The following is a 14,307-nucleotide window of genomic DNA, read 5'->3' as shown; positions in this document are numbered from 1 at the left end:
CGGCGCGGCGGGGTGGCCGCTAAGCTTTCGGCATGCCGCCCCGCCGCCCCGCCGACAGTCGAGCCGATCGCCCGGCCAGCCGCCCGGCCGATCGTCGCGCGCGCATGCTGGCCTTGCCGGCGCCGGCCGACGAAGACCGGCACGCCGTCGCCGCTTTCCTGGACCGGGCCTGGGCCGAGGCCGGCTTGTCCCGGCACACCCTGGACGGCTACCGGCGGGATCTGGAAGGGCTTGCCCGCTGGCTTGCGGCCCGCGGCGCGCGCCTGGCGGGGGTCGGCCGCCAGGACCTGTTCGCCTACCTGGCCTGGCGCGCCGGCGAGGGATATTCGCCGCGCAGCAACGCCCGGCTGCTGTCGGCACTGCGTGCCTTCTTCGCCCAGCAACTGCGGCTGGGCCTGCGCGAGGACGACCCGACCGCGCGCCTGGACCCGCCCAGGCTCGGCCGCAGCCTGCCCAAGGCCTTGTCCGAAACCGAGGTCGAAGCGCTGATCGCCGCCCCCGACCCGACCGCGCCGACCGGCCTGCGCGACCGCGCCATGATCGAGTTGATGTATGCCACCGGCCTGCGCGTCAGCGAGCTGGTGAACCTGCCGGCCACCGCGGTCAACCTGCGCCAGGGGGTGCTGCGGGTCACCGGCAAGGGCAACAGGGAGCGGCTGGTGCCGCTGGGTGAGGAGGCGCAGCACTGGCTGCAGCGCTACCTGCGGGAGGCGCGGCCGGTGCTGGCCGGAGGCAGGCCGGCGGCGCCGCTGTTCCTGGGCCGGCGCGGCGAGGTCCTGAGCCGGCAGCAGTTCTGGAGCACGGTCAAACGCCTGGCGGCGGCGGCCGGCGTGGACCCGGTCCGGGTCAGCCCGCACGGCCTTCGCCACAGCTTCGCCACCCACCTGCTCAACCACGGCGCCGACCTGCGCACCCTGCAGATGCTGCTGGGGCACAGCTCGCTGTCCACCACCCAGATATATACGCTGGTGGCCCGCGAAGGGCTCAAGCGCTTGCACCAGCAACACCATCCGCGGGCCTGAGCAGCGGCCGCCAGGCCGGGCGGCTGTGCCAGAATCGCGAACTTCCGACCCGTGCCGGGGTCGGAAGCCGCACACCCGCCAGGAAATCCCGAATGAACCGCAGCCTGCTTCTCTCCCTCGCCCTGGGTGCCAGCCTCGCCGCCTGCGCCGCCGAACCGCCAGACCAGGCCGCCGCGGCCGCGGCGGCCCGTCCCGCCGTTCCAGCGCAGGACGGCGCCGCCGAGGCAAGGGTGCGGGAGGCGCTGGAATCACTGCTGCCGGGCGTGGAAGTGACCGGTATCCGGCCTTCGCCGCTGCCCGGCCTGTTCGAGGCCAGTGTCGAGGGGCGGGTGCTGTACGTGAGCAACGACGGCAAATACCTGATCCAAGGTGCCCTGGTGGACGTGCAGGCGCGCGACAACCTGACCCGGCACAGCGAGGCCAGGAACCGCAAGGCCCTGCTGGACGCGGTGGACATCCGCGAGCGCGGGGTGGTGTTCCCGGCCGCCGACGAGAAACACGTGATCAAGGTCTTCACCGACATAGACTGCGGCTTCTGCCGGCGCATGCACCGGCAGATCGCCGAGTACAACCGGCAGGGCATCACCGTCGAATACCTGTTCTACCCGCGTGCCGGCATCGGTTCGGACTCCTTCGAGAAGGCGGTGTCGGTCTGGTGCGCCCGGGACCGCCGCAAGGCCCTGACCGACGCCAAGAACGGCGTCGAGCTGCCGCGGGCGAGCTGCAGCAATCCGGTCACCATGGACTACGACCTGGGGCGCCGGGTCGGCCTGAGCGGGACGCCGGCGGTGTACGCCGCCAGCGGCCACGAACTGGGCGGCTACGTCGAACCGGCCGAGCTGCGGGCCCGCCTGGACGAGCTTTCGCAAGCGGCCGGCCGCTGAGCGGCTGCGCCGGTCAGCGCGAGTTCGCCTTCAGCCCCGGCGGTCTGGCCGAGTCGTCCGAAACCACGGGCCGCTGAAGGGCCACGGCGCCGGCGACAGGGGCCGGGACCGGCTTGGTTTACAATGCCGGCCCCGCGTTCCACGGACCCCCTCCGGTCATGATCGTCCTCGAGGGCCTGCCGGCCCTGTCGCCGTTTCGGCGCGACCGCCTCCAGGCCCGTCTGCAGCAGGTGGTGGAAGGCCTCCGGGTCACCGGTGCCTGGCATGTCTACTTCGTCCAGCCAGACCCCGGCGCCCGGCCCGATCCGGAAACGCTCGGGCGGATCCTGGAAGCTTGCGCGGGCCGCGAGGCGCCCGCCGATGGCGCCGAATCACGCTTCGTGGTGCCGCGCCTGGGCACGCAGTCGCCCTGGGCCAGCAAGGCCACCGAGATCCTGCGCGGTGCCGGCTTGCCGGTGCGGCGGGCCGAACGCGGTCTGCGCCTGGACCTGGCCGGCCTGCCGCCCGCCGGCGACCCGCGTTGGCCGGCCCTGGCCCGGACGCTGCACGACCCGATGACCCAGAGCCTGCTGGCCAGCCGCGAGCAGGCCGCAGCCCTGTTCGAACGGCCGGCGCCCGGCCCGCTCGAGCGCATCCCGGCGGCCGCCCTGGCGGAGGCCAATGCGCGTCTGGGCCTGGCCCTGTCGGACGACGAGATCGCCTACCTGCAGCGCCGCTACGCCGAGCTCGGCCGCGATCCCTCCGACGCCGAGCTGATGATGTTCGCCCAGGCCAACTCCGAGCACTGCCGGCACAAGATCTTCAATGCCGACTGGACCGTGGACGGCGAGCCGCAGCCGCTGTCGCTGTTCCGCATGATCAGGAACACCCATGCGCGCAGCCCGCAGTTCACCCTGACCGCGTACCGGGACAACGCGGCGGTGATCGAAGGGCATCCGGGCCGGCGTTTCCGCCCGGACCCGGCCAGCGGCGAGTACGCGCACGATCCGCTGGCCGACTCGGCCTTCGCCATCAAGGTGGAAACGCACAACCACCCGACCGCTATCTCGCCCTTTCCGGGCGCCGCCACCGGCGCCGGCGGCGAGATCCGCGACGAAGGCGCGACCGGTCGCGGCGGCAAGCCCAAGGCCGGCCTGACCGGCTTCACCGTCTCGCACCTGCGCATCCCCGGCCTGGCACGGCCGTGGGAGGGCCAGCGGCCGCTGAACCCGCGCATGGCCAGCGCCCTGGAAATCATGGTGGACGGCCCGATCGGCGCCGCCGCCTTCAACAACGAATTCGGCCGGCCGGCCCTGGCCGGCTATTTCCGCAGTTTCGAGCTGCCGACCGGGCGGCCGGGCCTGGTGCGCGGCTACGACAAGCCGATCATGCTCGCCGGCGGCCTGGGCGCCATCGACCGCGTGCAGATCCGCAAGCTCGGCCTGAAGCCCGGCGACGCCGTGGTGGTGCTGGGCGGCCCGGCCATGCTGATCGGCCTGGGCGGCGGCGCCGCTTCGTCCCTGGCCTCGGGCCAGAGCAGCGAGGATCTGGATTTCGCCTCGGTGCAGCGCGACAACGCCGAGATGCAGCGGCGATGCCAGGAGGTGATCGACCGTTGCGTCGCCCTCGGCGAGCAGAATCCGATTCTCAGCGCGCACGACGTCGGCGCCGGCGGCCTGTCCAACGCCATTCCCGAGCTGCTGCACGATTCCGGCGTCGGCGGTGTGATCGAGCTGGCAAGGATTCCCAGCGACGATCCCTCGCTCTCGCCGATGCAGCTGTGGTGCAACGAGGCCCAGGAGCGTTACGTGCTGGGCATCGGCGCCGACCGGCTGGAGGCCTTCGAGCGGATCTGCCGGCGCGAGCGCGCGGTCTTCGCCGTGGTCGGCACCGTCACCGCCGAGCAGCGCCTGCTGTTGCGCGGGCCTGACGGCAGCACGCCGATAGACCTGCCCATGGACGTGCTGTTCGGCAGCTCGCCGAAGATGCACCGTGACGTGCAGCGACCGCGCCCGACCCGCTGGCCGCGCCTGGACACGGCCAGCCTTGACCTGCGCGAGGCCGGCCTGCGCGTGCTTTCGCACCCGACCGTGGCGGCCAAGAACTTCCTGGTCACCATCGGCGACCGCAGCGTCGGCGGCCTCTGCGCCCGCGACCAGATGGTCGGCCCCTGGCAGCTGCCGCTGGCCGACGCCGCCCTCACCCTGACCGATTTCGACGGCTACGCCGGCGAGGCCATGGCCCTGGGCGAGCGTACGCCGCTGGCCCTGATCGATGCCGCCGCCTCGGCGCGCATGGCCGTCGGCGAGGCCATCACCAACCTGGTGGCGGCGCCGGTGGATTCGCTGCAGGAAGTGAAGCTGTCGGCCAACTGGATGGCGGCCGCCGGCCACGAGGGCGAGGACGCGCTGCTGTTCGACGCGGTGCGCGCGGTCGGCATGGAATTGTGTCCGGCGCTGGACCTGGACATCCCGGTAGGAAAGGACTCGCTGTCCATGCAGGCGCAGTGGCAGGCGCCGGAAGGCCCGCAGAAGGTGGTGGCGCCGGTGTCGCTGGTGGTCAGCGCCTTCGCCCGGGTCGCCGACGTGCGGCCGCAGTTGCTGCCGGTGCTGGACCGCAGGGCCGATTCCGAACTGTGGCTGATCGGCCTGGGCGCCGGCGCCCGCCGCCTGGGCGGTTCGGTCCTGGCCCAGGTCTACGGCGCCTTCGGCGGTCCCTGCCCGGACCTGGACGAACCCGAGCGCCTGCGCGCCTTCTTCGAGCTGATCCGCGACGCCCGCCGCGACGGTCTGCTGCTGGCCTACCACGACCGCGCCGACGGCGGCGCCTTCGCGACGCTGTGCGAAATGGCCTTCGCCGGCCACTGCGGCCTGGAACTGGACCTGGAAGGCTGGGGCGAGGACCCGTTCAGCACCCTGTTCAACGAGGAACTCGGGGCCGTGGTGCAGGTCGCTGCCGAGGATCGTGCCGCCTTTGCCGACCTGGTCAACCGGCATGGACTGACCCACTGCGCCCAGCGCATCGGCCGGCCCTGCGTGGCGCCGGCCATCCGCATCAGCGATGGCCGCGAGCTGTTGGCCGAGTGGAGCTGGCAGGAGCTGTTCGAGGCCTGGTGGTCGGTCACCCACGCCATCCAGTCCTTGCGTGACGACCCGGCCTGCGCCGAGTCCGAGCGCGAAGCCAGGCTCGATTTCGCCGATCCGGGTCTGTCGCCGACGCTCACCTTCGACCCGGCCGGGGATATCGCCGCGCCCTATATCGCCACCGGCATACGGCCCCGGGTGGCGATCCTGCGCGAGCAGGGCGTCAACGGCCAGATCGAGATGGCCGCCGCCTTCGATCGTGCCGGGTTCACCGCCGTGGACGTGCACATGTCCGACCTGATCGAGGGCCGGTGGTCGCTGGATGCGTTCAAGGGCCTGGCCGCGTGCGGCGGCTTCAGCTACGGCGACGTGCTGGGCGCGGGCCGCGGCTGGGCCACCTCGATCCTGGAACGGCCGGCATTGCGGGAGATGTTCGCCCGGTTCTTCGCCCGCCCCGACAGCTTCAGCCTGGGCGTGTGCAACGGCTGCCAGATGCTGGCCCGGCTCAAGGGCCTGGTGCCGGGCGCGGAACACTGGCCGCGTTTCCTGCGCAACCGCAGCGAGCAGTACGAGGCCCGGCTGGCGCTGGTCGAAGTGCAGGACTCGCCGTCGGTCTTCTTCGCCGGCATGGCCGGTTCGCGCATTCCGGTGGTGGTGGCGCACGGCGAGGGCAGGGCGGTGTTCGACGCGCCGGAACATGCAGACCTGGCCAGGACGGTCCTGCGTTTCGTGGACGGCCATGGCCGTCCCAGCGAAGCCTATCCGGCCAACCCCAACGGCTCGCCGGGCGGCATCACCGGTCTGACCAGCGCCGACGGCCGCGCCACCCTGATGATGCCGCACCCCGAGCGGGTGTTCCGGACGGTGCAGATGTCCTGGCATCCGGCCGAGTGGGGCGAGGACAGCCCCTGGATGCGCATGTTCCGCAACGCCCGCGCCTGGGTGGACTGATTGTTCGACGAGGGTTTGCGCGGATGAACGCGGACCAGGCGCGCGGAACGGGTGCTTCATGCGCGCTCGTTCGCGCGAATCCGCGGCAGTAGCCCTTCCCCTGAATCGGCCGGACCCCCGGTGCCCGGGCGTTCCGGGGAACTGCTAAATTCCGGGCATTGCCTGCCCCGGAGGTCCGTGTGAACGCGGTTGCCCAAGACAGCCTGACTGACGCCGACAACCGCATCGCTGCGGCCCTGACCGAGCGCGGCCGGCTGAAGGACGCCGACCTGGGCCGGGCCCAGCGCCTGCATGCCGAGACCGGCGGTTCGCTGGTGTCGCTGCTGGTGCGGCTGGGCATGGTGTCCGAGCGCGACATGGCCGAGACGGCTGCCGAGGTGCTGGGCCTGCCGTTGCTGGCGGCGCGCGACTGCCCCGAGGTGCCGCCGGCGGAGATCCAGCTGCCCTTGCGCTTCCTCAAGCAGCACGCCGTGTGTCCGGTCGGGGAGGACGCCGGACATGTGGACCTGCTGGTGGCCGACCCCCAGGACCCGTATGCGGCCGAGGCCGTGGCCCTGGCCACCGGTCGCCGGGTGCGGGTCAAGGTCGGCCTGCGGGCCGAGATCGCCGACCTGATCGAGCGCTACTACGGCTCCGGCCGCTCGGCCATGGGCGCCATCGTCGAGAACCTGGGCGACGAAGCCGGCGGCGACGAGGCCGATGTCGAGCAGCTGCGCGACCTGGCCAGCGAGGCGCCGGTCATCCGCCTGGTCAACCTGATCATCCAGCGCGCGGTCGAGCTGCGCGCCTCGGACATCCATATCGAGCCGTTCGAGAACCGCTTGAAGGTGCGCTACCGCGTGGACGGCGTGCTGGAGGAGGCGGAATCGCCGCCGGCCAACCTCACCGCCGCGGTGATCTCGCGCGTCAAGATCATGGCCAGGCTGAACATCGCCGAGCGCCGGTTGCCGCAGGACGGCCGCATCATGGTGCGGGTGCAGGGCAAGGAGCTCGACCTGCGCGTCAGCACCGTGCCGACCGCGCACGGGGAAAGCGTGGTGATGCGCCTGCTCGACCGCGAATCGGTGGTGCTGGATTTCCGCACCCTCGGCTTCACCGACGAGTTCCTGGCCAGGTTCCTGAAGGTGCTGGAGCAGCCGCACGGCATCCTGCTGGTCACCGGCCCGACCGGCTCGGGCAAGACCACCACCCTGTACGCGGCCCTGAGCCGTCTGAACACGCCGGACGTGAAAATCATCACCGTCGAGGATCCGGTCGAATACCAGATCGAGGGCATCAACCAGATCCAGGCCAGGCCGCAGATCGGCCTGGATTTCGCCAACGCCCTGCGCAGCATCGTCCGCCAGGACCCGGACATCATCATGATCGGCGAGATGCGCGACCTGGAAACCGCGCGTATCGCCATCCAGTCCGCGCTCACCGGCCACCTGGTGCTCAGCACCCTGCATACCAACAACGCCGCCGGTGGCGTTACCCGCCTGCTGGACATGGGCGTGGAGGACTACCTGCTCACCTCCACCGTCAACGGCATCCTGGCCCAGCGCCTGGTGCGCCGGCTCGAGCCGAACCATGCCGAGAAGTACGAGGCCTTGCCCGAGGTGATCGAGGAGTTCGGCCTGCGCCGTTTCCAGCCCGAGGGGCCGATCCACCTGTACCGGCCCAAGCCTTCGGCGCTCACGCCCACCGGCTACCTCGGCCGCACCACCATCACCGAGTTGCTGGTGATGGACGACGAACTGCGCCGGCTGGTGATGCGCCACGCCGGCATGGGCGAGCTGGAGGAAGCCGCCCGCGCCCGCGGCATGCGCACCATGTACGAGGACGGACTGGCCAAGGCCCTGCAGGGCCTGACCACCATCGAGGAAGTCCTGCGCGTCACCCAGGAGTCCTGAGCCGATGCCGATGTTCCGCTACAAGGCCCTCTCGGCCGCCGGCGAGGTGCTGGACGGGCGCATGGAGGCCGGCAGCGCGGAGGAGGTGGCGGCGCGGCTGCAGGACCAGGGCCATCTGCCGATCGAGGCGCGCCGCGCCGACGAGGGCGGCGGCGAGGGCCTGGGCCGGCTGTTCCGGCGCCAGGCCTTTGGCCCGGCCCAGGTACTGCAGTTCACCCAGCAACTGGCGACCCTGCTCGGCGCCGGCCAGCCGCTGGACCGCGCCCTCGGCCTGCTGCTGGAACTGCCGGAAGCCGCCGCCGGCCGTCGCCTGGTCGAGCGGGTGCGCGAGGCGGTGCGCGGCGGCGCGCCGCTGTCCACGGCGCTGGAGCAGCAGCACGGGGTGTTTCCGCGCCTGTACGTGAACCTGGTGCGCGCCGGCGAGGCCGGCGGCAATGTGCAGGAGGCGCTGGCGCGCCTGGCCGACTATCTGGAGCGCAATGCCCGGCTGCGTTCGCGCGTGGCCAACGCCCTGATCTATCCGGCCATCCTGGTGGCGATGGTGTTCGTGTCGGTGGCCTTCCTGCTGGCGGTGGTGGTGCCGCAGTTCCAGGTGCTGTTCGAAAGCCTGGACGCCGAGCTGCCCTGGTATTCGGCCCTGGTGATGGAATCCAGCCTGTTCCTGCGGCGGTGGTGGTGGGCGATCGGCCTGCTGCTGGCCGGCGGCCTGGCCTGGCTGGCCTGGTGGCTGGGCCGGCCGGGGCCGCGCCGGGCCCTGGACGAGCGGCTGCTGGGGCTGCGTCTGCTCGGCGACCTGGTGGCCAAGCTCGACACCGCCCGCCTGGCCCGCACCCTGGGCACCCTCGTGCGTAACGGGGTGCCCTTGCTCACCGCCCTGGGCCTGGCGCGGCCGGTGCTGTCCAACCGGGTTCTGGCCGAAGCCCTGGAAGCGGCCGCCGAAGAGGTCAAGACCGGCAGCGGCCTGGGTCACGCCCTGGCGCGGCGCAAGCGTTTCCCGCGCCTGGCGGTGCAAATGATCCAGGTGGGCGAGGAAACCGGTGAACTCGATACCATGCTGCTGAAGGTGGCCGACACCTTCGAGCAGGAAACCGGCAACGCGCTCGAACGGCTGCTGGCGGCCCTGGTGCCGGCCATCACCCTTGTGATGGTGCTGCTGGTGGCCGTCGTCATCGTGTCGGTGTTGCTGCCCATCTACGATCTCACCAATGCCATAGGTTGAACCCCCATGCGACGCAGTCCCCGCTTTCACCGATACGCCCGCGGCATGAGCCTGCTCGAGGTGATCCTGGTCATCGTGCTGATCGGCGGCATCCTGGCCCTGGTGGCCAGCCGCCTGGTCGGCGGCCAGGACCGAGCCAATGTGCGCCTGGCCGAATCGCAGCTGATCACCCTGGCTGGCAAGGTGGACCAGTTCCGCATGGACACCGGCCGCCTGCCCGAGTCACTGGACCAGCTGGTCAGCGCCGGCGGGTTGCAGGGATGGCTGGGCCCTTACGCCAAGGCGGAGGAGCTGAACGACCCCTGGGGTAATCCGATCCAGTATCGCCGCCCCGGCGCCAACGGCCCCTACGAGCTGGTCAGCCTGGGCGCGGATGGCCAGGCCGGCGGCGAAAGCGTCAACGGGGACATTCGCAAACCCTGAGGGGAGCCGGGGCGATGCGCCAGGCGCGGGGCTACTCGCTGCTGGAACTGCTGCTGGTGGTCGTGCTGATCGCCGCCCTTGCCACGCTTGCGGCCATGGCGATCGGCCAGGCCCTGCCCGGCCAGCAGCTGCGCGGAACGGCCCGCGACCTGGCCGCCGACCTGCGCTATACCCGTGCCCGCGCCATCGCCAGTGGCCGCGAGCAGGTCTTCGTGATGGACCTGGACCGGCGCACCTGGACGGCCGCCGGCGAACGCGAAGGGGCGTGGCCGGACGCGCTGCGCGTGCTTGCCACCACCGCCCGCGAAGAGCAACCGGCGCAAGGCCGCGCGGCGGTGCGCTTCTTTCCCGACGGCTCCGCCACCGGCGGCCGTTTCCTGATCGGCTACCAGCAGGCCGGCTGGCGCGTGGACGTGGCCTGGCTGACCGGCGAGGTCAGCCTGCGCCGGGGCGAGGCGCCGCCATGAGGCGGCAGCGCGGCTTCACCCTGCTGGAAGTGGTGCTGGCCTTCGTGTTGCTGGCGGTGTCGCTGGGCATCCTTACCGCCATCCTGGGCGGCGGCCTGGCCCAGGTGCGTCAGGCCGGCGACCTCAGCGAGGCCACCCTGCACGCGCAATCGCTGCTGGGCCAGTTGGGGGTGCTGGAGCCGATCGCGCCCGGCCGCAGCAGCGGCGTGTTCGCCGAGGGCCGCTATCGCTGGCAGCTGGACATCGCGGAAACGGACGATCCCTCGCCGCCGCCGGAGCTGCCGCTGCCGCCGGCCGAGGAACCGGAGGTGCTGGCGGCCCCGCGCCTGTACCGGGTGCGTCTGGTGGTGGGCTGGGGCGAGGGCGACTACGCCCGGGAAATCGCCTTCACCACGCTGCGGGCGCGCCTGCCCGATCCCGGCGAGGGCCTGTCGCCATGAGCCGGACACGCGGTTTCAGCCTGATCGAAGTGTTGCTGGCCACGGCCCTGTTGGCGGCCGGGCTGGCCTTGGCCTTCGCCACGCTCGCCAACGCCACCCGTGCCGGCGAGCGGGCCGAGGCGGAGGCGCAGCGGGCCGAGCGGCTGCGTGCCGTGCAGGGCTTCCTGCGCCGCCAGTTGGAAGGCGCCCTGGCCATGCCGTTCTCGCAGGACGAGGGCACCGGCGAGGCGATCGTGTTCGAGGCCGAACGCGACCGCCTTCGCTTCGTCGCGCCGATGCCCGGATACCTGTCGCGTGGCGGGCCCTATCTGATGGAATTCGAGCTGGTGCCCGGACCCGACGGCCAGCGCTTGCGGTTCCAGCACTACCTGCTGACGCCCGAGGGAGTGATCGAGCCCGAACGCGAGCCGGAAGTCTTGCTGGAGGGATTGCGCGATGCGGCGTTTTCGGTGCGTGCGCTGGATGCCGAGGGCGGGCCCGGACCCTGGTCCTCGCGCTGGGACCAGCCCGGGCGCGTGCCGGCCCTGGTCCGGCTGGAGGCGCGGTTCGCCGATCCGGCGGCGCGCTGGCCGACCCTGGTGGCGGCGCCGCGCCTGGGCCTGGCGCCGCTCGGCGGGCTGGGCGACGCAGCCGGCCTGCCGCCGGGCGGAAGGGGGCGCTGATGGACCGGCAAAGGGGCGCGGCGCTGCTGATGGTGATGTGGCTGCTGATCCTGCTGGCGGGCCTGGTGGCGGTATTCGCCTTCACCGCCCGGGTCGAGGCCATCCAGGGCAGCGCGCTGCGCGCGCAGGCGGCCGGGCGGTACGCCGCCGAAGCGGGCATCGAACTGGCGGCGCTGCGCATGGCCGACGGCGATCCGCTGCGGCAGTGGTATCCGGACGGGCGACCGCAGCAGTTCGAGTTCGAGGGCCATGCGGTCGAAGTGCGGGTGCAGGACGAGGCCGGCAAGGTGGACCTCAACGCGGCCGATGCCTCGTTGCTGGCCAGGCTGATGACCGCGCTGGACATCGAAGACGGGCGCGCCCGCCAGCTGGCCGGCGCCATCCAGGACTGGCGCGACAGCGACAGCCTGCTGGCCCTGGGCGGCGGCGCGGAGGATCGCGACTATGGCGCGGCCGGCTTGCCCTACGGCGCCCGTGACAGGCCCTTCGCCACCGTGCAGGAACTGCAGCAGGTGCTGGGCATGGATCCCGACACTTACCGCCGTCTCGTCCCGCACGTCACCGTCCATGCCGGGCTGTCCCGGCCGACGCCGGACTTCGCCCAGGCGCCGGTCTTGCGCGCGCTCGGCCTGAGCGAGCGGCAGGCGGCGGAGTGGCTGGCCGCGCGGGCGGCCTGGCAGCCGGGCCAGCCGGCGCCGGTGCTGGGTGGCGGCCTCGCCCTCGCCGGCACCGGATCGGGTACGTATAGTGTCGCCAGCCGTGCCACCCGCCCGGACGGCTCGCTGGTCGAGGTGACGGCCATCCTGCGCATCGGCGCGGGCGCCGGTTTCGGCCAGCTTTATGCGCCGCTGGCCTGGCGGGTGGGAGAACCCGACTGATGCCCGCCGCGAACCGCCTGACCACCTTCGCCGACGATCTGCGCCTGCGCTTGCTGCGCAGCCGGCTGCCTGCGCTCTGGCAGGCGACCCTGGACGACCTGCGCGGCCTGTTGCCGCGTTCGTGGCGTCGCCTGCTGGAAGGCGAGCGCCAGGCCCTCTGGCTGCGGCACGCGGGCGACCGGCTCGAGCTGCGCGCGCATGGCACGGATGGCCAGACCAGCCTGGGCGAGCTGCCCTTGCGGCCGGCCGTGCTGGAAGCGCTGGCCGACCGGATCGGGCAACACCACCTGCGCACCTGGCTGCTGTTGCCGCAGGAGCTGGTGCTGCGGCGTCGCCTGCTCCTGCCGGGCGCGGCCGAGCCGCGCCTGCGCGAGGTGCTGGGTTTCGAGCTCGACCGGCAAACGCCGTTCAGCGCCGCCCAGGTCGTCTACGAAGGCCGCGTTTTGGCGCGCGGGTCGGGTCCGCAGGGCTTGCAGGTCGAGCTGCTGGTGCTGCCGCGCGCCAGGCTGGAGGCGGAACTGCAGGCCCTCGGCCCCCTGGCCGACCTGCTGAGCGGCGTGGATGTGGAGGAAGACGGGCGCCGGTTGGGACTCAACCTGCTGGCGGCGGCCGGACGCAGCGCGCCGGCGGATCCGGTCCGGCGCACCAATGCCTGGCTGCTGGCGGGCGCCGGGGCGGCGCTGATGCTGGCCCTGGCCTTGATCCTGCACAACCGCGGCGAGCGGCTCGAAAGCATGCGCGCCGCCGTCGCCGCAGCCACCGAACAGGCCCGCGATGCCCGGCGCATCCGCAACCGGCTGCAGTCCACTGCCACCGCCGCCAACTACCTGGCCGAGCGTCGCGCAGCCCGCCCGACCATGCTGGAACTGCTGGACGACCTGAGCCGGCGGATCCCCGACGACACCGCCCTGGACAAGCTGGCGGTCAACGGCGACCGGGTGGTGATGGTGGGCCAGAGCCGCAGCGCGCCGGCCCTGGTCGGGCTGCTGCAGGCGTCCCCGCTGCTGACCGAGCCGGCCCTGTCCGGCGCCGTGCAGGCAGACAGCCGCAGCGGCCGCGATCGGTTCACCCTGGTGGCGCGCCTGCGCCCGCCCGCGGAGGAAGGCGATGGCCGGAGTCCCTGAACGTCCGGTTCGCCTGGGCCTGCTGGCGGCAGCGGCGGCGCTGGCCTACTTCCTGTTGCTGCACTGGTGGTTCACGGCGCCGATGCTGGCGATGGGCGCGGAGATCGAGCGCCTGCAGCGGGAGGAGCTGGCCCTGCGCATGGAAATCGCCCAGCGCCCCGAGCTCGAGGCGGAACTCCAGCGGGTGCTCGAGTTCGGCGCCGGCGACACCGGCTTCCTGCCCGAAGCGAACCGGCAGCTGGCCACCGCCGCCCTGGTACAGCGGCTGGAGTCGGTGGTCAACGGCGCTGCCGGCGCCAGCGGCCAGTGCCGCATCACCGCCCGCACGCCGAGCGAATCGCAGGGCCGCGACCCGTTCGTGCGCGCGACGGTGCAGGTGCGCCTGATGTGCGGCATGGGCGAACTGGCCGCGGTCTTGCACCAGCTGGAGGGCGGCAATCCGCAACTGTTCGTGGACAACCTGGACATGCTGTCCCGGCGCAGCTATCTGGGCGGCGCCGAGGCCGGCGGCATGGACGTCAGCTTCGACCTGTACGGGTACCTCGCGCAGCCGGCCGGGGGCGAGGGTGATGATTGAGTCGTTGCGCCCCGGCAATGCCTTCGCGGCGGCACTGGCGGCCTGGTCGGCGGCGTTGCTGCTGCTGGCCCTGGCCGGCCTGGGCGGCCGCAGCGGTCCCTTGCCGGACGATCCGGCGATGCGGCCGCCGCTGCCGCGGGTCGAGCTGCGCGAAGCGCGCTCGCGCCTGGGTCCGCTGGCGGATTACGGCGAAGTGGGCGCCCGGCCCCTGCTCAGCTTCGACCGGCGTCCGGCGCCGATGGCCCGAGGCGAGCAGGCGGAGGACAGCCTGGAGTCCCTGGTGCTGTCCAGCGTGCTGATCGTCGGCGACACGCGTCTGGCCCTGCTTCAGCCCAGCGGGGGCGGCGAGACGCGCAAGGTACGCCTGGGCGAAGCGGTGCCGGGAACCGCCTGGCGGCTGGTCGAACTGGCGCCGCGCCTGGCCGTGTTCGAGGGGCCGGAAGGCCGGCGCGAGCTTGCGCTGCGGGTCTTCGACGGCCGCGGCGCGGGCGTGCCGGCCGCCGGTCCGGACCCGGTGCGCGACGAATCCGCCGGGCCGGATCCCGGCAGGGCCGCGACCCCGGCACCCGTCGGCGATGAGGCTCGCGCCGCGCCCGCCAGCCAGGAAGCGCAGGTGGAAGCGATCCGTCGTCGCATCGAGGCCCGTCGGGCGCAGATGCGGGCCGAGGCCGAAGCCCGTGAACGCGGCGAACAGGTAGAGTAGCCC

The 14,307-nt window shown here is 72.5% G+C and carries 13 protein-coding genes; all 13 read left to right on the top strand.

Annotated features, from left to right (window positions below):
* Nucleotides 1-32 precede the first annotated feature (32 nt).
* Complete coding sequence (gene xerD, locus F0415_RS07005) at nt 33-1,022, top strand: site-specific tyrosine recombinase XerD (protein WP_149860488.1); 990 nt, start codon at nt 33-35, stop codon at nt 1,020-1,022.
* Nucleotides 1,023-1,114: 92 nt separating this feature from the next.
* Complete coding sequence (locus F0415_RS07000) at nt 1,115-1,906, top strand: DsbC family protein (RefSeq protein ID WP_149860487.1); 792 nt, start codon at nt 1,115-1,117, stop codon at nt 1,904-1,906.
* A gap of 158 nt (nt 1,907-2,064) precedes the next feature.
* Complete coding sequence (gene purL / locus F0415_RS06995; protein WP_149860486.1) at nt 2,065-5,919, top strand: phosphoribosylformylglycinamidine synthase; 3,855 nt, start codon at nt 2,065-2,067, stop codon at nt 5,917-5,919.
* 179 nt (nt 5,920-6,098) lie between these two features.
* Complete coding sequence (gene gspE / locus F0415_RS06990) at nt 6,099-7,811, top strand: type II secretion system ATPase GspE (RefSeq protein ID WP_149860485.1); 1,713 nt, start codon at nt 6,099-6,101, stop codon at nt 7,809-7,811.
* Between the two features lie 4 nt (nt 7,812-7,815).
* A complete protein-coding gene (locus F0415_RS06985; RefSeq protein WP_149860484.1) occupies nt 7,816-9,030 on the top strand; it encodes a type II secretion system F family protein in 1,215 nt (404 codons plus the stop codon).
* Nucleotides 9,031-9,036: 6 nt separating this feature from the next.
* The gene (gene gspG, locus F0415_RS06980) at nt 9,037-9,453 is read left to right on the top strand and encodes a type II secretion system major pseudopilin GspG (RefSeq protein ID WP_246149907.1); all 417 of its coding nucleotides are present in this window, start codon (nt 9,037-9,039) and stop codon (nt 9,451-9,453) included.
* 14 nt (nt 9,454-9,467) lie between these two features.
* Nucleotides 9,468-9,920 carry a type II secretion system protein XpsH gene (gene xpsH / locus F0415_RS06975; RefSeq protein ID WP_149860483.1) on the top strand — a complete coding sequence of 151 codons (453 nt, stop codon included), beginning with the start codon at nt 9,468-9,470 and terminating at the stop codon, nt 9,918-9,920.
* Entirely contained in the window at nt 9,917-10,360 is a 444-nt protein-coding gene (locus F0415_RS12630; protein WP_210244164.1) for a type IV pilus modification PilV family protein, read from the top strand. Before xpsH ends, F0415_RS12630 begins: the two co-directional genes overlap by 4 nt.
* Nucleotides 10,357-11,022 (top strand): prepilin-type N-terminal cleavage/methylation domain-containing protein, encoded by a 666-nt coding sequence (locus tag F0415_RS06965; protein ID WP_149860482.1) that lies wholly within the window; start codon nt 10,357-10,359, stop codon nt 11,020-11,022. The genes F0415_RS12630 and F0415_RS06965 overlap by 4 nt, the downstream gene beginning before the upstream one ends.
* Nucleotides 11,022-11,900 carry a type II secretion system minor pseudopilin gene (locus tag F0415_RS06960; RefSeq protein WP_149860481.1) on the top strand — a complete coding sequence of 293 codons (879 nt, stop codon included), beginning with the start codon at nt 11,022-11,024 and terminating at the stop codon, nt 11,898-11,900. Before F0415_RS06965 ends, F0415_RS06960 begins: the two co-directional genes overlap by 1 nt.
* Nucleotides 11,900-13,024 (top strand): PilN domain-containing protein, encoded by a 1,125-nt coding sequence (locus F0415_RS06955; RefSeq protein ID WP_149860480.1) that lies wholly within the window; start codon nt 11,900-11,902, stop codon nt 13,022-13,024. The genes F0415_RS06960 and F0415_RS06955 overlap by 1 nt, the downstream gene beginning before the upstream one ends.
* A complete protein-coding gene (gene gspM, locus F0415_RS06950; RefSeq protein WP_149860479.1) occupies nt 13,008-13,601 on the top strand; it encodes a type II secretion system protein GspM in 594 nt (197 codons plus the stop codon). The genes F0415_RS06955 and gspM overlap by 17 nt, the downstream gene beginning before the upstream one ends.
* On the top strand, nt 13,594-14,304 hold the full coding sequence (locus F0415_RS06945) for a hypothetical protein (RefSeq protein ID WP_149860478.1): 711 nt from the start codon (nt 13,594-13,596) through the stop codon (nt 14,302-14,304). The genes gspM and F0415_RS06945 overlap by 8 nt, the downstream gene beginning before the upstream one ends.
* Nucleotides 14,305-14,307 lie beyond the last annotated feature (3 nt).

The sequence above is a fragment of the Arenimonas fontis genome (assembly GCF_008386465.1).
GTDB lineage: Bacteria > Pseudomonadota > Gammaproteobacteria > Xanthomonadales > Xanthomonadaceae > Arenimonas > Arenimonas fontis.
The sequence above is the reverse complement of the archived record's forward strand: the minus strand, read 5'-3'. Positions and strand labels throughout refer to the sequence as shown.